The sequence below is a fragment of the Streptomyces macrosporus genome (genome assembly GCF_039533145.1).
Classification (GTDB): Bacteria; Actinomycetota; Actinomycetes; order Streptomycetales; family Streptomycetaceae; genus Streptomyces; species Streptomyces macrosporus.
Genome location: NZ_BAAASZ010000022.1, coordinates 1 through 17388 on the forward strand (window position 1 = coordinate 1; position 17388 = coordinate 17388).

The window sequence follows — 17388 nt, forward strand, 5'->3', positions numbered from 1 at the left end:
TGTGCCGCCGTGACGGATTTCGTGGTTCCTCTCGCCATCGCAGTGATCGGGTTAGTGGCAACCGGCTTGGGAGCGGTTGTTGGGGCGCGGGCAGCTAAGTTCGGCGCGGAAAAGAGCGCCGAAGCCGTCCGGCGGCAAGTACAGGACCAAGGTGCCGTCGAGCACGGTCACTGGATGCGCCAAGAACGCCTCAACACCTACGAGAGCTTTCTTGAAGCCTGGGATGAGTGCCTGCGCCTCTCCCAAGGATCTGCTGACGCCGACTCCAAGTCGCGTCAATCCGGGCCAAGTTCTTTTCCTGAGGGCGATGCCGAGTGCTCGGCTGCCTGTTCCAGTAGTGCCCGTGCGGAGTCCGCGTAGCGCATCGCGGTCTTCTCGTCGAGCCCGAACACCTCGGCGAGGTGAAGCGGATCGGGCCCGTGGGTCAGGGCCTCTTCGAGCTGCCGGTCGACGCGGAGCCGCTCCAGCGTCGCGTCCTGGCTGCGCATCGAGGAGCTGATCCAGTGGTTGCTGGCGCGGCTGGTCTTGGCGGTCTGGTTGTTGATCAGCAGATGGAGGTTCGCGGTGCTCGGCCACCGGTTTCGCCGGTGCTCCAGCCAGTCCAGCAGCAGTTTCAGGGTGAGGTCGTCGAGCGGGCGGACGCGTCCGGCGATGGTCAGCCGTCGGTTGCCGAGGTCGACGTCGTCGAGCATGAGCATGCCGATCTGGGCGACCCGGGCGGCGTGCACCGCGGCGAGGGCGAGGATGAGTCGTGTTGCCGGGGTGGTGGCCGCCGCGACGGACCGGCCGACCTGGGCGGGGACCAGCGGCTGGAGCACGCCGTACTCGTACTGGCCGACCTTGATCCGGCTGGTCGGGTTGCGGAAAAGCAGCCCATTCCGCTTGGCCCAGGAGAACAGCGAGCGCAGGGCCACGAGTTGGTCACGCCGGTGGTGGCCGTGCAGTGTCTTAATGTAGGTCCGGACGTCGTCGCGGGTCACTTCCCGCAGGTGGTCATAGCGGTCCGACCATTCCAGCAGGGCCGGCCGGACACGGTTGAGGTAGAGCCAGACCGTGCCTTCCCGTCGCGGGAGGCTGCGGGGGCCACCGTCACGCAGGACGCGGGTCCAGCGCTCGGCCTCCGAGCGGATGCCGGGTGCGAGACCCTGCAGACGCTCGGCGAGCCAGCCCTCGAAGGAGGGTTCGCTGTCGTCCTCGAAGATCCCCATCTCCTCCAGGACCGTGACGACGTGGCCGACCGGGAGGTCGCGGGACCGGAGCGGGGTGAAGATCTCGCTGTGCCGGATGGCGTCGCCCTCGACGTATCCGGTGAGGACAAGGGCCAGGCCGCGGTTGACGGCGAAGCGGATGTTGCGTCCCCAGCCCCGTGCCTCGGCGAACCGGTGAGCGAGGTACTTCGCCCAGGTCAGCCAGGGGCTGGTCAAGTCGACGCCGGAGGGGGCGAGGCGGCCGTAGTCGCGCGGGACCTGTCCGAACAGCGGCAGCTGTCTCCAGTCGGCATTCGGCCGCCAGGCCGGCGCGGGCGGCGGCTTGCGAGGGGCGCCCCGCCGTCCGCCGCGCCGCCGAGGGGCGGGTGCCGATCCGTTGCGGTGGTGCATGCCCATGAAGAACAGTTGATGGTGCCGGACCGCGTTGAGGCGCGCCCTCACATCGGCCTCCGCGGCCAGCTGGTCGACAGCGGCCTGGGCCCCCAACCGGGCCTGGCACCAGCACGGACGACAGAAATCCCACTTCAGCGGCTGGACACGGCGGCAGCCGGTGCAGACGGCCGTCGCGTGGCTGCGGCCGAACATGTAGCAGGTCGGACAGAGCCGTCCGCTGAAGTCGCCCCAGGCCAGGCAGCCGTCGCAGGAGTCGGTGGGCTTGTAGTAGGCCTTCGGATACCGGCTCATGCAGGCGGCAGCGACCGGCCGTCGCGACGCTTGGGCACCACCGCCGGAACCGGTGCGGCGGCACCGACAGCGGTCCGGCTGATGTTCTCCTCGCCGGGGCGGGTAACCTTCTGCGGTTCCGGGATCAACAGGTCGCCGATCTCGCAGCCCAGCACGACGCAGATGACGTCCAGGTCGTCCAGCTTGAGGGAGACCGGCTGGCCGGACCACAGCCCGGACATCTTTCCGGCCGAGATCACCAAGCCGTGCTCGGCCAGGCTCCGCTGGAGCTCGGACGCCTTCCAGATAGCCTTGTTCGCGGCGGTCAGCCGCAGGTTCCACCTCATCGGGCCAGCCCTTCCAGCCGCTTCGCGGCCCGTTCCATCCCGGCGACCCAGGCGTCCTCGACCCGGGTCTGCTGCACGTGGATATACCGCATCGTGGTGGCAATCCAGGAATGTTCCAAAACCTCCTGGATCGCGAGCAAGTCCAGCCCATTCCCATAGAGCTGGGACGCGCAGAAATGCCGCAGGACGTGCGGCGCCAACCTGTCTGTCCAGCCCGGCAGATGAGCCTCGACGGCGTTGTCGAGACCGTTGCGCAGGGCGTCGTCGCCGACCCGGCGTGCGGAACCGTCGGTGTTCTTCCGCTCACTCGGGAACAGCGGGACACCGGGCCGTGCGTGATCGTCGTCGAACTGACCCCACACGTCCTCGATGAACCACCGCAGCGTCCGGTCGGCACCGTTGATCAGCGGCACCATCCGCTCACGCGGCCCCGAGCCGCGGGCGCCCTTGCCGTGGCGGACGTGGAGCTTGCCGAAGCGGCCCAGGTCCCACTTGATGTCGTCCAAGTCGAGGCCGCATGCCTCGCTCACCCGCAGGCCGACCTGGGACATCAGCTTCGAGGCGGTGTAGCTCCGGGCGGTCGGGGCGAACTTCCTGCAGGTCGCCAGCTCGCCACCCCAGCCCGTGAACAGCGCCCCGACCTCCGGCTCGCTCGGCGGGATCCGCAACTGTGCATCCTTGGCCCCGCGCGGCCGGTTCATCTCGTCGATCGGGCACTCGACCACCCGGCCGGTCATCCGGTGGATCTCGACCTTGTGCCGCAGCTCCAGGAACATGAAGTACGTACTCAGCGCCTGTGACCGGCCCAGCCGGGTGCCGCTGGGCGAGTGCCGCAGTACCTTCCCGAAGTACGCATCCGCGTCGGCGGGCTCCATGTCCCACAACGGTCGGCCGAACCAGGACCTGATCTGATCCAGGTGACCGACGTCCCCGCGAATGGTGCCGTCCGCCAGCCCTGCCGAGGCCCGCGCGAGAACGAACCCTGACAGCACGTCGGTCTCGAACCGCTCCAGTTCCTCCGCCGACGCGGGCGCCCAGTGCTCACGCAGGTCCCGTACGACTGCCAGCGCCGCCAACCCGAGCCTCCTCGCCTTCGGTCCGACTACAGATCGGTCGGACGAGATGAGAGCGCTTCAGAAATCCCGAAGTTACGTCACAGGCCACCAGAGCACACGAAGGAGGAAGAACCCCCCGGCCATGGGCCCAGGGAGTCAGCAGAGCTCAGGGGAACTCACGGGATGTCGCACACACTCTCCAGGGCGTGCGCAAGCTGCTGGTGCGCAACGGCTGGTCCTGCCAGGTCCCGACTCGCCGGGCCGTGGAGCGGGGTGACGATGCCGTGGCCGGATGGGTGAAAGAGGTGTGGCCGTGCGCGGAAGGCTCGCGGCGACCCGTGGAGCCTGGCTCGTCTTCGAGGACGAAGCCGGCTTCTCCATGACGCTGCCGCGCTCCCGCATCGGGGCCCGGCGCGGGCACACCCCGATGGTGCGGGCCCGCGGCCGCTCCCGCCGACGCATCTCCATCGCGGCCCTGACCTGATACAAACCCGGGCAGCGGTCGAGGCCGATCTACCGGCCCCGCAAGGATGACGGCCGCCGCGACGGACGCAAGAGCTTTGCCTGGACCGACTACCGCGACCTGCTGATCGCCGCCCACCACCAGCTCGGCGGCCCGATCGTCCTGGTCTGGGACAACTTGAACGTCCACAAAGCAGCGGACTGCGCGCGTTCGCCGCGTCCTGGGATTGCTGACCATCTACTATCTGCCGCCCTACACACCCGACCGCAACCCCGTCGAAGGCATCTGGTCCCTGCTGCGGCGCGGCCGGCTCTCCCACTGTCGCCTTCACCGCTCCCGAGCACCTCATCCGCCGCATCCGACGGGGCCTGCGCCACATCCAGTACCGCAGCGACCTCATCGACGGCTGCCTCGCCGAGACCGGTTTGACGATCAAGCCTGACTGACCGCGCACGACACCACGAGTTCAACCTCAGTGGTGGTAGGAGGCGTCAAGACCGAGCCGTACGCCGCGACGGCCCGGGCGCTGATGCACATGTTCAGCCGTCCCGTCCATGAGCTGATGGGGCCGGCCGATGCGGTGCCCAGGACCAGCAGCCGGCCACGACCGTGCCTGTGCTCGACCAAAGAGAACCAGAGATGACTGCTCGCGATGCCGCCACCCACGCGCTGACCAATCCGCAGACGGCGGCGGCCCCTCCTCTTGGAGGGGCCGCCGCCGTCTGTGGCAGGGCTGGCCAGTCAAGACGCCGCGGTGACCGTTGCGCCGGGCACGCCGGCGATGGCCAACTCCCGATCAGTTAAGGGCGGACCGCCGAGCGCGTGCCTCCCGAAGAGCTGAGCATCTGCTGTCTCGAGTCGCGCATACAGAAGCAGGAATCGACTGGTGATGGTCGGAGGTCTCTCTCAGGAGACACTGGAGCACACGGACGTCTCGCGGTGAGAAACCGCAGGGGCAACTCCCCGGAAACATCAGGCAGATCGCCCACGCGCCTCGGCAGGAGCGGCCTGCGGGGGCAGGAGCATCCGTCCAGCCATGTCCACGAGCTGGCGCAGTACCGGTAGGTGCTCCTCGTGGCCGCCCAGTCCGTCCAGGATGCGGTGCGCCCGGGCGCGGAACCCGTCGAGGTCCTCGTGGAACCTGCGAAGGACGGCGGGTGCCGAGAGTACGGCGGTGAGCTCCGCCCTGGCCTGTTCGGAGCACCGCGCCGCGGTGTGCAGGCTCAGGACGTGTTCCCGGCCCACCGGGGCCTCTTCCAGGGCGCAGGCGAGTAGATAGGTCACGGTGCCGTTGCGCAGATCCTCGTTCCGTCCGGAGAGGAGGTCCTCCTGGTCGTTGAAGAGCTGCCACAGGATGCCGAAGACGCTGCCGAACTCCCGCCACCGCTCCGTCCTTCCGTCCTCCGCGCCAGCCAGGATCGCGGCCATCGCCGTGATCATCCCGAACGGCGCGCTGGACTTCCCTTGGTCCGCGGCGAGGACCGAGTCCCGGGTTGCGCTCCCCGCCGTTCCCTGCAGGTCCTTCAACTGTCCCTCGGCGGCGAGAATCCCGCAGGTCACGATCTCGTCCGCCAGCGCGCTGCGGACCGGTGCCGGGACGGGCAGCGACCGGACGATTCGGAGGGGGAGCAGGTGTCCGCCGACGACCGAGGCGAGTATCGCCTCCTCCGGGCCGATCCGGCCCCCGGCGGCCGTGCCGTTCCCGTCGGCCAGGTCGTCCAGGTAGCAGGCCGAGGTCCACCACAGCGTGTGTACGGTCGCGAGGGGAACGGCCGGTTCGGGGTCACCCGCCTCGGCGCCGTGCACCAGTAGCGGCAACACCGACAGGGGGTACTTGAACGTCTGGTGCCGCAGAAGCGTGGCCACCGCCGTTCTGACGCCGTCCGCCGACGGCCCGAGTCTGTCCAGGGCGGCTTCCGTCTCCGCCTCTATCCGCGGAGAGAATCGCCGGTGCAGGTCCAGGTAGGACACGGAGGTCATCTGATGTCCTTCGCTTCGAAACCAAGTGAGCACGACTGCCTGAGTGGGCTCCCCGGCTCGACCTCATGCTTGTGTACGCCGGCAGCAGCCAACTCCTCTTCCGTTAAGGGCGGGCTGCCCAGTTGGGGGAGTCGGGGGCCGCGCAGCGCGGCGAGGACGACGCGGGGCGCCAGAAGGGTGTACGCGCCGTGTTCCATGGAGGTGACGCGGGTGACCGCGTGGGCCACCTTCTCATCGCCGGTCGAGGCGTACATCAGGCGGCTGACGTAGGCGGCCACCACCCGATCCCGGAAGGTGGGGCCTTGCTCGGCGGCGCCGGAGTAGAAAATGTCCTGCCCGGCGGCCATGTCCCAAGCCGCGGCCGCCGGCCGCGCCACCGCTTTTTGGAGGCGCCGGGCCAGGCCGGGTTTCCACCCGTGTCGTGTGATGGTGTTCCGTAGTGCGCGGGCGCTTTGGGCCGCCACCGACATGCCCTGCCCGTAGACGGGGTTGTAGGTGGACAGTGCGTCTCCGACGACCACGAACCGCTCCGGCCACCGACGGGCCCGCTCGTAGTAGATGCGCCGGCTGGCGGTGCTGCGGCTGCGGGTGATGGCCACATCGGACAAGGGGGTGGCATTGGCTATCAGCTGACCGATGATGGGATGGCGCAGACGGTTCAGCGCGAACCGCATGAACCCGTCGGGGTCGCCGGTGGGTTCCCCGCCTCGGGTGCCGGAGAGCGTTACCAGCCATCGCCCGTTCTCGATGGGGGCGAGCGCACCGGCCGTCCCGGGACCGTCGGCGCGCGGGTCGGCTTGGACGTTGACCACCGGGTACCCGTTGCGGACCTTCTCGGGGGCTTGGAAGACGCGACTGGCATAGACAACGCCGGGGTCGATGGTCCGCTGGAGCGGTGCGGGCAGGCCGAGGTCCTTCAGCCAGACGGTCGCCCGTGATCCGCGGCCGGTGGCGTCGACGACCAGATCCGCGCTGCGTTCCTCCTCGACCTCGCCGGTGCGGGTGCGGACACCGGTGACCGCGCGGGCGTCGCCGACCAGGCCGAGGACCTGGGTTCTCTCCAGGACGGTGATGCGGGGATGCGCGAGAACCTGTCGCCTGACGACCGAATCCAGCAGGGCACGGCTGCACAACAGCACGTAGTGCGATTCCCTCCAACGAGGAAACCACCCCCGAGGGCTGAGCGCCACCATGTCCTGGGGGATCGGTACGTAGTGGGTGCCGTGGGCCTTCAGCGCGTCGGTGGTCCCCGGTATCAGCTCCTCGATCGCTTGGGCGCCGCCGGACCACAGCATATGAACGTGCCGGGCCTGGGGCAGTCCTCTGCGGTGCTCGGGCCCTTCGGGCAGGACGTCGGACTCGATGACGGTGACACGTGCGTGGTCGGCCAGGGCGCGGGCCGCGAGCAGCCCAGCCAGGCTGCCGCCACAGACGATTGCAGACCTCGCCGGCTCGGCGGGGACTTTGGCAGTCATGAGGTGGAGGTGCTTCCTGTGCTGGTCACGCACCGGCGGCGGACCTTCTCGATGGTGCTGGGATGACGTCGCAGGGCGTCGGCGATGAGGTGGAGAGCGCCGAGGAGTTTCTGGGGAGCCAGCGCGTCGTCCCGGGGCGAGGAGGTGCTGCGGGCGTCGAGTGCCGCGAGGAGGACCACCGCGCTGGCGATGCCGTCCGCGTCCTCGCCCGCGACGCCATGGCGGAAGGTTTCCTCACGGGCGCTGTCCCACAGCGCCGCGTCCAAGTGCGGTGCCAGTTTCAGGATGCTGTCGCGGATGCGCGTGTCCCGATGGGCCAGGGCGAGGTAGACGTCCGCCCGGCGAGTGGAAGAGAAGCCGACCAGGGCGCCGGCCTCGGTCAGCGTCCGGTGCAGCGGCTCCAGTCGCCGGTAGGCGGCTCTGGCCTTCCACCGATCCTTGAGGTCCTCTCCCACGTGGGGGAGGAGGAAGCCCAGACTGCCGAGCACGACGCTGCTTGCGCCGACGGTCGGGGCCGCCTTGGTACTGAGCCAATCCAGATCGTGGCCGGTCCACCGCGCCACGATCGCCGTCAACTTGAGCGCGTCGAACGCGAGGTTCAAGACGTAGCAGATGCCCAGTAGGACCAACCCGCCCCGCAGCCAGCCCCGTACCTCGTATCGCCCGGAGAACAGCCAAATGCCGATCAGGCCGGAGGTCACCATCCCGGCCACGGCGTGGGCCAGCAGGTACAGGACGATCAACTCGCGCGCGTACGGGGTGTTGGCGTAGTAGGTGTCGAAGTCGCGAACTCGCTCCACTGGGGTGTCCGCGAGTACGAACAACACCCAGAGCGCCACGACGACCGCCGCATAGACGGCAATCACCCACCGCACCGCAGGCCGGGCCCGCTCCGCGCCCAGCTGCCACACCAGGACCAGCAGCAGGCAGGCGGTGGAGAAGATCGTCAACAAGGTGTAGACCCACGGCGCGGCGAGATTCGGTACCCCCGTGGTCTGGTTGACCCAGACGATCATCGGCGGCGTGACGAATACGCACACCGGAACGGACAGGATCAACAAGCCCATGACGGCCCGCAGCAGTGGGTCTGTCCACAGCCTCGTCCGCAGCGGGTTCGTCCAGAATCTCGTCCGGGTGAGGAGCCGTGTCGCCAACGCGGCGACGACAAGGGCCGCCGGCCACCGGTAGTCGACGTAGTCCTCGTAGGAGTCCATCTCAGCGTGGCCCGAGCGAGGTCTGTATCCGGCCCACGAGCCCGTCACGCGGGCCGGGACCGAAGTCCTGCGCGCCATCGGCCACCCACGGCAGGAGTAACCCGCCCACGGTCAGACCGAAACGCTCGGCGTCATCCTCAAGATCGTTCGGCGCGTGGTTGCGTGCCGCCGCGTGCAGCACCTCGTCCAGGACGCTCTCCATGTCGCCGTTCTCGCCCAGCAGCCGGGCGGCGACGTCGGCACCGTCCACGCAATAGTCGTGACCGTCCTGCGTCAGATGCCGCAGCTCGTGTCCCACGGCCACCACCTGCTGCACACCAGTCGTGCCGCTGTGCACGAGGACCATGTCGCTGTCCTCGCGGATCAGAGCGAGCCCGGTGACCGTACCGGGAGGGAAGTCGATGAACCGCAGTTCGATGGGACGCCCGCCGCGCTGCCGGCCCATCGCGCGACACAGTTCTTCACACAGCCTTCGGGAGGATACCGGCCCGCTGAGCCGATCGGTGACGGCGCCGGCAAGCTTCCTCGCCGCTCGCCGCGTACCCCACGTCGTGCTCACCACTGCGACTCCTCCTCACCGATAACGAGCCGGACGATGGCGGCGATGCGCGCCTTCTGCTGCTGGCTGAGAGGACTTCCGTCGTCGCTGCGGGCATGGACCTCCCGGATGCCGAACTCCTTCATGAGTTCGGCCAAGGGGTCGGGGTCTTCCCACTTGCTGACGATCGGTCCGAGTTCCCGGGCCAAAGCGTCGGGAGCGCTGTCGGTGAAGAAGGTCACCGGCACCCCGAAGTACGTCGACAGCGCCTTGAGATGTGGCACATTGGGGCATTTATCGCCTTGTAGCAGTTGGCGGGCCCAGACCTTGGAGACGCCCAACCGGTCCGCCACCTCGGCGATGATCACGGCTTTCTTCCTGTCGTCGCCCTCGTGACGCTTGGCGTACAAGGAGTTCACCCGGCTACGGGTGATCTTCTCCACCGGCCGTTCCCGCAGCCTTCCGCCCTTGAGGAGGGTATGGATCTCCCTCTTGGTCAGGCCCGTGGAGGCCGACAGTTCGTCCAAGTCCAAGGCGTCATCGTGGGAGAGCCCTCTGCTGCTCAAGAGCGGTTCCAGGCGCCCCAGTATGTCGCCCAGGGGGCGATAGGGGGACTCGGTCACCGGTGCCCTCCAGGTGATCGTCTTCCGTGTGATTGCCAGCCAGAGTACGACCCGACGAGCGGACAAGGCCATCCGCTCGAAACGATCGTTTACCAAACAGCAAGCATCGTTGGTTGATTTAAGAACGGAAACCGGCCCCTGAATAGGGATTTCAGCGAAACGATCGTTTGCTTCAGGGAAACGCTCGCTGACATGCCCGTCAGAGGCGTAGCAAGATCCGGCCACCGGAGGGAGCACTGTCTGCACACGCAGCGGCGCGTCCCCCTTTTGCACGACCATGCCTCTGCAAGGTGTCGCCCGGCGAGTTGACCGCCCGCCGGGACCTGACGAGGACAACACCGCAGAGGACCATGCACCACGAGGACGGGGGAGCCGAACATGCTGATGCTGGAGGAGATCACCACTACGGGGGCACACGTCGTGCTGCGCAGGATCGAGGCTGCCGCGGACACTGCACGTCGAACCGCGTCAGCGAGCGACGGCAGACCCGGACCTGAGAACGGTGCAACCATGTCGGCGCCGAAGGACACCTCCGGCGCGATGGACAGCGCACCGACAGATCGTGTGATCGAGCAGGTGGAGGTATGCGATGCCACCTGGAGCCTGCGCGCGGACCTTACCCGTGCCCGGAACGTCCTGGCCGTCGTACCGACCACGGGCTGGCACCTGGCAGGCGACCCGCGGCCGGCGCTGCGGGCCCTGATGAGGCAGGGAGTCGTCGCCGTCGCCGTCGCGGCACCAGGAGCCGGGCCGATCTCCGACACCCTGCTGCGAGCCGCACGAAGCATGGGGCTGCCGCTGCTCACCCCTACCGCCCCGTGTACGGCGCCGGAACACCAGACCCGCATCCTGCGAGTGCTGGCCGCCGCGCTGCGCACCCATGCCGAGCAGCGCGGGCAACTACTGGGACTGGCCGGCCGGCTGTACCAACAGGGAGAGGGACCGGGGCCGCTGCTGCACTGGCTGGGGGTACAGACATCCAGCCAGGTCACCGTGATCACCGGACGCCACACATGGGGCGATCTGGCCCAGCACGCACGGCTGCTGGACGACATCATGGCCGGACAGATCCACAGCGCGGCGTTCCAGACGGGCACCCGCCACGTCCAGCTCCACGGCATCGGCACCACCCCCCGCCAGGTACTGGCCGCAGTACGGGACACCCCATGGCCCCGTCCCGCCGGCGAGCTGATCGCCCAAGCCGCCGGCCAAGTGGCACTGCTCCAGCACCCGCAGATACTCAAAACCCAGGCAGGGCGGCTCCAGCGGACCGAGACGACCGTACGTATCAGCGTCCTCCAGCACCTGATGACCGGCGAGACGGTGCGAGCGGCCCGTGCTGCCGAGCCGCTGCTACCCGGCCTGCTTACCGCCGACGGGTGCCAGGTGGGCGTGCTGGAGTGCGCCCCCACGGAGGATCGGACTGCCGTCGCCACCGCATGCGAAGCCGAACTCGGCCCATCGGCGCTGATCGTGCTCTGTCCTGCCGAGGCCCGTCCCGGGCGCGCCCTGGGCGTCAGCCGACCGGTGGCCTGGACGCACACCTCCTGCGGCTACGGGGCCGCGATCCAGGCCCTGGCCAGAGCCCGCGAAGAAGAGATCCCGGTGTGTGTCACGACGGAACCACGTCGCTGGCGCATCACCTCTCCCCGGCCGCCCGCGCCTGGGCCGCCGAGCTGCTGGCACCGCTGCGCCCCGACCAAATGAGGCTGCTGACTACCTGGTTCGACCACGGCTGCCGCGCGACCGAGGTCGCCGAGGCCCTGGGCCTGCACCACAACACGGTGGCCGCACGCCTGTCCAAGACGTCGGCCGCACTGTGCCGCCAGTTGGGTGAGCAAGGCAGCGGCACCCACGAGGTGCTCCTCGCGCTGTGCGCAGCCGGGGTTCTGCCGCTCGCCACCCTGCCCCCGGCCACGCCCGGCCGCATCAATGAACTCCTCATGCCCTACGCCTCGTAAGCCCGCTCTCGACCGAACTTTCCTCCTGCCACAGCACCTGCGGACTTCGTGCACCACTGGTTACCGGTCGGGCGAGTCCGGCCGGCGCTGCCCCCAGGTGTCGCGGCTCGCCGGTGGAGTGCCTTCCCGTAATGGCACATGCGACCGTGCCGCCCGACGTCCCGCCGCCCCCAGCAGCGGCGGGGCGTTACTGCTCATTGTCGCCGGGGGAGTCCCGGCACTAGGTGTATTGCCCTGAGAGGTTGGGGACGCGGCTGGCGGGTGGTTGGCCTTTCAGCGCGGTGTGTCCGCGGTGGTGATTGTAGGCGTGCAGCCAGGCGGGGAACGCCGCGCGTCGTTCCTGCTCGGAACGGTAGGGGCGGGCGTAGGCCCATTCGTCCAGCAGGGTGCGGTGGAATCGCTCGACCTTGCCGTTGGTCTGGGGCCGGTAGGCGCGGGTGCGCTTGTGAGTGATGCCGGCGGCGGCCAGAGTGTCGCGCCACAGACGGGAGCGGTGGCAGGAGCCGTTGTCGGTCAGCACCCGCTCCACCGTGATCCCGCAGGAGGTGAAGAACACCTGCGCCCGGGCCCAGAAGCCGGTGGCGGTCTCCTTGCGCTCGTCGGGCAGGATCTCGCTGTAGGCCAGGCGGGAATGGTCGTCGACGGCGGTGTGCAGGTAGCCGTAGCCGGCGTTGGTGCGGTTCTTGCGGCCCGCCGGGCGGCCGAGGACCTTGTGACCGCCGCCGTCGGGGATGTTGCCGAGTTTCTTGATGTCCACGTGCACCAGCTCGCCGGGCCGGTCGCGCTCGTAGCGGCGGATGACGCGGCCGGTGGCCCGGTCCAGATGCGCGAGCCGGGCCAGGCCGTAGCGGGGCACGCGGTGCACGGTGGAGGGCGCCAGGCGCAGCAGGTGCGCGATGCGGGCCGGGCCCCATCGGCGTGCCAGGCGGACCTTGATGATGCGCCGCTCGGTGCGGATCGGGGTCCGGCGGGGGCTGCGGCGCGGTCGGCTGGATCGGTCGGCCATGCCCGCCTCGCCCAGAGCCCGGTAGCGGCTCGCCCAGCGCTGGGCCGTGGTCACGGAGACCTGGAAGCGTTCCGCGGCTCGGCGCAGGGGCCAGCCGTCCTCCACGACACAGCGGGCCAGGCGCAGGCGCCCGGTCTCGGTTAGGGGTGCGTTACGGTGCGGCATGAGGGCCTTTCTGGTCGCCGGTGCAGATGTGGCAATCCACACCGAGCCAGAAGGCCCTCACCCGTTTCAAGATCCCTCAGCCGAGAGCTCCGTCACCAACCTCTGTAGACAGAACACCTAGGGCGCAGGCGTGGGCAACTTCCGCGGCACACACGCTGAGGAACGGCCAGCGGCTCACCGGGCAAACTGGGATGCCTTGGAACGGCCGTGCTTACCCTGGCCGGCTCGCGGACCAGGGCCAGGACCGCGGTGGCGATCATCCAGGTGGGCTCCCCGCCAGTCGGTGGTGCGTCGGCGCGGCGCCGGCCGCGCCGAAAGCGGCAGGCATCCGGTAGGCGGCGTCCGCGATGACACCCGCCAAGTCCCGCACCGCAGAGACACAGGCGACCGTCCTCCCTCGTAGTGCCGACCAGCCGCTCAACGGCTCCAACAGCAGGCCGCCGAACAGGCGCGCGGACTTGCCCCCTCAGCGGTGCGACGGAAGGACGAGTACGGGTAGACGCGGCTGGACACGGCCCGCCGCGCGCCTCATGCAGCCACACCGTCGTGGCCCGTACCACCGGGTTTCGGCCCAGACCGAAAAGGGGCGCGGATTTCCCCGCTGGTTGGCAAGCTGCAGTGCAGGGCCGAACCAGAGGGAGGGAAGCGTCTGATCAGCGACCAGTCGACGAAAAGGGACCGTGAGGGACCGGCAGCGCGAATCCGCATACGAAAAGGACCTGGGATGCGCCGAAAACACATCGTGTCGAGCATGGTCCTGGTATCCGCGGGTGCGCTGCTTGCGATCACGTTCGTCGGTTCACATCCGGGAGGATCGATCAGGGCAACTCCTCGGCACAATGCCTCGGCCCTGTTGGACGCGGAACGCGTACTGCTCGAACGCTGTCTCAAGTCAAGAGGGTTTCCCTCCGTCGACCACCAAGCGATCAGGGAGCTCCCCAGAGAGCGGCAGCAGCAGTTCGACCATGCGCTCAACGGCCCCGCAAACGCCAAGTCCGTATCCGTCCGTCTCGCCACCGGCTACACCGTCAGCCGGAGCACGTCCGGCTGCCGCTACGAGGCGCAGCGGAAGCTGTACGACGATTTCGCCCGCTGGTTCCGGGTCTCGACGATCGTCAACAACATTCCGGCCGAGGCGAACAAGAAGGCTTCAGGGGATCCCCGGTTCGCCGAGGCGAAGACAGCGTGGTCCTCCTGCATGAAGCACGCTGGGTACTCGGCCCGGGAACAGCTCGAACTGCGGGCCAAGCCCCCGAGCAAGGCCGCCAAGCGTACCGACGTCTCCTGTGCGCGATCCTCGGGCCTGTCCGTGATCACCGAGCGCTACACAGCGCAGATCACCCGGGAGCACCGCGCTCGGATCGATGAGTACCGAGATCTGCAACAGGCCGCCTTGCGGAAGGCGGAGGAACTGCGTCTCCTGCCCTGACCAGCGGCACCCACGAACTCCTGACCGGGGCGAAGCAGTCGTTCCGGCAGCTCTGTGCAACGCGGACCGAAGGGAAACACATCATGCGAAAGACCCTGGCATCCTTTGCCGCGGCCGGCAGTCTGGCCCTGGCGGCCGTCATGGCCCTGCCAGGATCCGCCCATGCGGCCCCGGACTGCAACTACGGCGACTTCTGTGCCTGGACCGACGCCAACTTCGGGGGTCAGCGCTTCAACTGGAGCGGCAACGACCACTGGTGGGAGAGCAACATCGCCGATGAGGACTCCTCCTGGGAAAACAACGGCATCCCAGGTTCCTACTCCTTCGTCGGCGTGTGGGCGAGTGCGGGCGAGTCAGGAGGAATGACCCTCTGCCTGGCGCCCGGCGACGAGATCTCCTATGACGCCTGGGCCAACGACAGCGGCGACTCCCACTTCTGGTACAGGTACTTCGACTGCACGGACTGAGCCGTCACAGGATCCCTCCCCTCATGTGCCGCCGCCCGAGAGACGCTGGGCGGCGGCACAACGGGATGGGCGAGTCTCCTACGACCCGGTTCATGAATGCGGCGAGAGACGCCTCACCCCCTGAGCCGGGCACATTCAGCCCCCTAAGTAGCACGGAGAAACCCGCGCACAACAGAGCGCGCGGTCCCCATACATCAGTTCAGGTGATGAACAAAGCATTCTGCACCGAGTGGTCCAGGAGCGAAGCCGAGAATGGCCGATGCCGTTATCCGGCGACCACAAGGAGAAACGTTCATGACCAAGACGACTGTCTTCCGCCTTCTGGGTCCCGCCGTGCTGGCCGGCCTGATCGCTCTGCTGCCCACCGCGGCAGTCTCGGCTCCGCCCGTGCCCGTTCCCACCGGCCAGGAGGTTTTTATCGACCACACCCAGACCGGGGAGCACATCACGCCCAACGGCTTCGCCCGGAACCCCACGACGTACGTGGACATCTGGGAGGACCACAACGGTGTCATCCACGACACCGAGAAGTGGACCTATCAGGCCGTGAACGACACCACCACGTTCCTCATCAAGAACGTGGGAGGCGACGACATCTGCCTGCAGCCCGCCAGCGTGGAGAGCCGCCAGGTGATCTCCACCAAGACCTGCTCGGCCACCAACAAGCAACAGTGGTGGCACCTGTACGCCACCGACACCGGCATCGCCGGCGGCTTCACCCTGCGCCCCTACAACGACACCTCCCTGGCCGTCACCCCCGTCACCGCCCCCAGCCACAACGACCAGTACCTGGTCCTCTCACCCGCGGGCGACTACCTCAACCAGGTCTTCCGCAACCGCCCGGCCTGACCCCCTCCCGGGGACGCCAGCGCCTGACGAGCGGTGACCGGGGCCCAGGCAGGCCGGCCCCGGTCACCACCGCGTTCCGTCCCGCCCGTAACCTCCGCGATCACCGCCGCCTCCGGTGGCACCACCCTGGTTGGCCCGGCCCACAGCTACGCCCCCAGCGGCCAGACCGGGGACGGGCGGTGGCTACCCTCAAGGCCTGGTGGCTCCTTCCCGAACTGCGGTGCTCGACCATGCGGGCCACCAAACTCGTTCAGGCTGTCCTCGCTCTTCGTCTGGCCAGCTCAGGGTGAGGATGGAAAAGGTTCAGCGACGGTGAGTCCGTAGCCGCGGCCGGTCTCTCTGTGGGTGACGGTCCGCACGGAGGCCGGGGGAAGTCCCTGGAGCGGCACCTGGAGGCGGATCACCTGGGATCCCAACGTCGACTCCACCGTCGCGGTGCCGCGGGCAGGTCTCCAGCACGCCGGGCGGATCCACGGCGACTCGACCGGCCACCGCACCGCCGTGGCCAGCGCCCGCAGACGATCTGCGATGTCCACGGCGTTACCGCCGGTGGGTGCCGGCGGGCGGAGGAGGGTCGGGCACCCGGCTGTCGGAGTTCCCCGGGGTGCCTCTATGTGTTTCGTCAAGCGAGTCGAGGGGGCCTCGGCTCGTAGAAGGTTCCGTCGCGGAGCATGGCGAACAGCACGCTGATGCGGTGGCGGGCCAGGCGGAGGAGGGCTTGGGTGTGGGTCTTGCCGCGGGCCCGGCAGCGGTCGTAGTAGGTGCGGGAGGCGGGATCGTGCAGGGTCGCGAACGCGGAGAGGAACATCGCGCGTTTGAGCTGCCGGTTCCCGCCCCTGGGGGCGTGTTCGCCGTGGATCGAGCTTCCGGACTGCCTGGTCGCGGGGGCGAGGCTGGCGTAGGAGGCCAGGTGGGCGGCGCTCGGGAACGAGCTGCCGTCGCCGACGGTGACCAGGAGGACTGCCGCGGTCCTGACGCCGATGCCGGGCATCGAGGTCAGGACCGGGGAAAGAGGGTGGGCCTCCAACAGGGTCTTGATCTGGGCCTCCAGGGCTCGGCGTTGGTCGTGGACAGCGGCCAGGGTTCGGGCCAGGGAGGGGATCACGACACCGAGCGTGCCGGTCCCGGGAACGATGACAGTCTGTTCGTCGAGGGCGTCGAAGATGTCGTCGACGAGCCGGGCGGCCATGCGCGGGGCCTTGGGTCTGATGAGGTCGACGAGCTTGCGCCGGCCGGCTTTGCGCAATGCAGCCGGGGAGCCGTAGCGCTCCGGCAGCCAGGTGACGGCCGGGTGGTCCAGGCGGGGGCCCAGGACCCGTTCGAGGCTGGGGTGGAACTGGGTGAGCAGGCCGCGAATCCGGTTGGAGGTGCGGGTGGCCTGGGCCGCCAGGTCTTGGTCGAAGCCGACCAGCACGGTCAGCTCGGCGGTGATCTCGTCGGTCAGATCCAGGGCACGCAGGGTGTGCGGCATGGTGCGGGCCGCGTCCGCGATCACTGCGGCGTCCTTTGCGTCGGTCTTCGCCTCACCCGGATACAGGTCGGCGATCCTGCGCATCGCCAGTCCGGGCAGGTAGGCGACCTGGCAGCCGGCGTCGCGGGCGACGGTCAGCGGCAGGGCGCCGATCGAGGCGGGCTGGTCCACGACCACCAAGACGGTGCCGAACTTGGTGATCAGTTTGTTGAAGACGGCCCGCAGCTTCGGTTCGCCGTTGGGCAGAGGCTTGTCGAGGACCTTCTTCCCGGCCGGGGTCAGTCCATGGCCGTGATGCGCCTGCTTGCCGACGTCCAGGCCGAGGAACACGCCCACATCATCGGTGTCGAACATAGCGCCCCTCCGCAGGGGGTTGAACGTGCCGGCCTCGGCGGTGGGGTCGTTCGCGCGCATCCACGTTATGCAGACCTGCCGCCCGCAAGCAGCCGGGCATTGCGCCGGGCCGGGCGGTGG

The 17388-nt window shown here is 68.7% G+C and carries 15 protein-coding genes and 1 pseudogene; 6 read left to right on the forward strand and 10 right to left on the reverse strand.

Annotation, left to right across the window (positions count from 1 at the left end; all coding sequences use genetic code 11):
• Positions 1–275: 275 nt before the first annotated feature.
• The 3 genes from ABD335_RS15285 to ABD335_RS15295 are packed head-to-tail and all read right to left on the reverse strand — an operon-like array spanning position 276 to position 3294.
• A complete protein-coding gene (locus tag ABD335_RS15285) occupies positions 276–1892 on the reverse strand; it encodes a hypothetical protein (protein ID WP_344323074.1) in 1617 nt (538 codons plus the stop codon).
• Positions 1889–2218 (reverse strand): helix-turn-helix domain-containing protein, encoded by a 330-nt coding sequence (locus tag ABD335_RS15290; protein ID WP_344323076.1) that lies wholly within the window; start codon positions 2216–2218, stop codon positions 1889–1891. The genes ABD335_RS15285 and ABD335_RS15290 overlap by 4 nt, the downstream gene beginning before the upstream one ends.
• Complete coding sequence (locus ABD335_RS15295) at positions 2215–3294, reverse strand: tyrosine-type recombinase/integrase (protein WP_344323078.1); 1080 nt, start codon at positions 3292–3294, stop codon at positions 2215–2217. The genes ABD335_RS15290 and ABD335_RS15295 overlap by 4 nt, the downstream gene beginning before the upstream one ends.
• Positions 3295–3464: 170 nt before the next feature.
• Between ABD335_RS15295 and ABD335_RS15305 the strand changes: the two are divergent.
• Positions 3465–4182 (forward strand): annotated as a pseudogene (locus tag ABD335_RS15305) (transposase); the annotation flags it as partial.
• 526 nt (positions 4183–4708) lie between these two features.
• Here ABD335_RS15305 and ABD335_RS15310 read toward each other — a convergent pair.
• From ABD335_RS15310 to ABD335_RS15330, 5 genes are read right to left on the reverse strand one after another with little or no spacing between them, the layout of a single operon-like run.
• The gene (locus tag ABD335_RS15310; protein WP_344323080.1) at positions 4709–5716 is read right to left on the reverse strand and encodes a polyprenyl synthetase family protein; all 1008 of its coding nucleotides are present in this window, start codon (positions 5714–5716) and stop codon (positions 4709–4711) included.
• A complete protein-coding gene (locus ABD335_RS15315) occupies positions 5713–7191 on the reverse strand; it encodes an NAD(P)/FAD-dependent oxidoreductase (protein WP_344323082.1) in 1479 nt (492 codons plus the stop codon). Before ABD335_RS15315 ends, ABD335_RS15310 begins: the two co-directional genes overlap by 4 nt.
• A complete protein-coding gene (locus ABD335_RS15320) occupies positions 7188–8405 on the reverse strand; it encodes a DUF6545 domain-containing protein (RefSeq protein ID WP_344323084.1) in 1218 nt (405 codons plus the stop codon). The genes ABD335_RS15315 and ABD335_RS15320 overlap by 4 nt, the downstream gene beginning before the upstream one ends.
• 1 nt (position 8406) lies before the next feature.
• Positions 8407–8964: a toxin-antitoxin system, toxin component gene (locus tag ABD335_RS15325; protein WP_344323086.1), complete on the reverse strand. Its 558-nt coding sequence runs from the start codon at positions 8962–8964 to the stop codon at positions 8407–8409.
• Positions 8961–9566: a helix-turn-helix domain-containing protein gene (locus ABD335_RS15330; RefSeq protein WP_344323088.1), complete on the reverse strand. Its 606-nt coding sequence runs from the start codon at positions 9564–9566 to the stop codon at positions 8961–8963. Before ABD335_RS15330 ends, ABD335_RS15325 begins: the two co-directional genes overlap by 4 nt.
• 576 nt (positions 9567–10142) lie before the next feature.
• On the opposite strand from ABD335_RS15330, the gene ABD335_RS15335 reads away from it, so the two are divergent.
• Positions 10143–11273 carry a hypothetical protein gene (locus tag ABD335_RS15335; protein WP_344323090.1) on the forward strand — a complete coding sequence of 377 codons (1131 nt, stop codon included), beginning with the start codon at positions 10143–10145 and terminating at the stop codon, positions 11271–11273.
• Positions 11270–11527, forward strand: a complete 258-nt coding sequence (locus ABD335_RS15340) for a helix-turn-helix domain-containing protein (RefSeq protein WP_344323092.1) — start codon at positions 11270–11272, stop codon at positions 11525–11527. The genes ABD335_RS15335 and ABD335_RS15340 overlap by 4 nt, the downstream gene beginning before the upstream one ends.
• A 220-nt stretch (positions 11528–11747) precedes the next feature.
• Here ABD335_RS15340 and ABD335_RS15345 read toward each other — a convergent pair whose 3' ends face one another.
• On the reverse strand, positions 11748–12698 hold the full coding sequence (locus ABD335_RS15345; RefSeq protein ID WP_344323094.1) for an IS481 family transposase: 951 nt from the start codon (positions 12696–12698) through the stop codon (positions 11748–11750).
• Between the two features lie 751 nt (positions 12699–13449).
• Between ABD335_RS15345 and ABD335_RS15350 the strand changes: the two genes are divergently transcribed.
• The 3 genes from ABD335_RS15350 (at position 13450) to ABD335_RS15360 (ending at position 15443) form a co-directional block, all read left to right on the forward strand.
• Positions 13450–14127 (forward strand): hypothetical protein, encoded by a 678-nt coding sequence (locus ABD335_RS15350; RefSeq protein ID WP_344323096.1) that lies wholly within the window; start codon positions 13450–13452, stop codon positions 14125–14127.
• Between the two features lie 140 nt (positions 14128–14267).
• Positions 14268–14594, forward strand: coding sequence for a peptidase inhibitor family I36 protein (locus tag ABD335_RS15355; protein ID WP_344323098.1), 327 nt, complete (start codon positions 14268–14270; stop codon positions 14592–14594).
• Between the two features lie 294 nt (positions 14595–14888).
• A complete protein-coding gene (locus ABD335_RS15360) occupies positions 14889–15443 on the forward strand; it encodes an RICIN domain-containing protein (protein ID WP_344323100.1) in 555 nt (184 codons plus the stop codon).
• 622 nt (positions 15444–16065) lie between these two features.
• Here ABD335_RS15360 and ABD335_RS15370 read toward each other — a convergent pair.
• A complete protein-coding gene (locus tag ABD335_RS15370; RefSeq protein ID WP_344323101.1) occupies positions 16066–17268 on the reverse strand; it encodes an IS110 family RNA-guided transposase in 1203 nt (400 codons plus the stop codon).
• Positions 17269–17388: the final 120 nt, after the last annotated feature.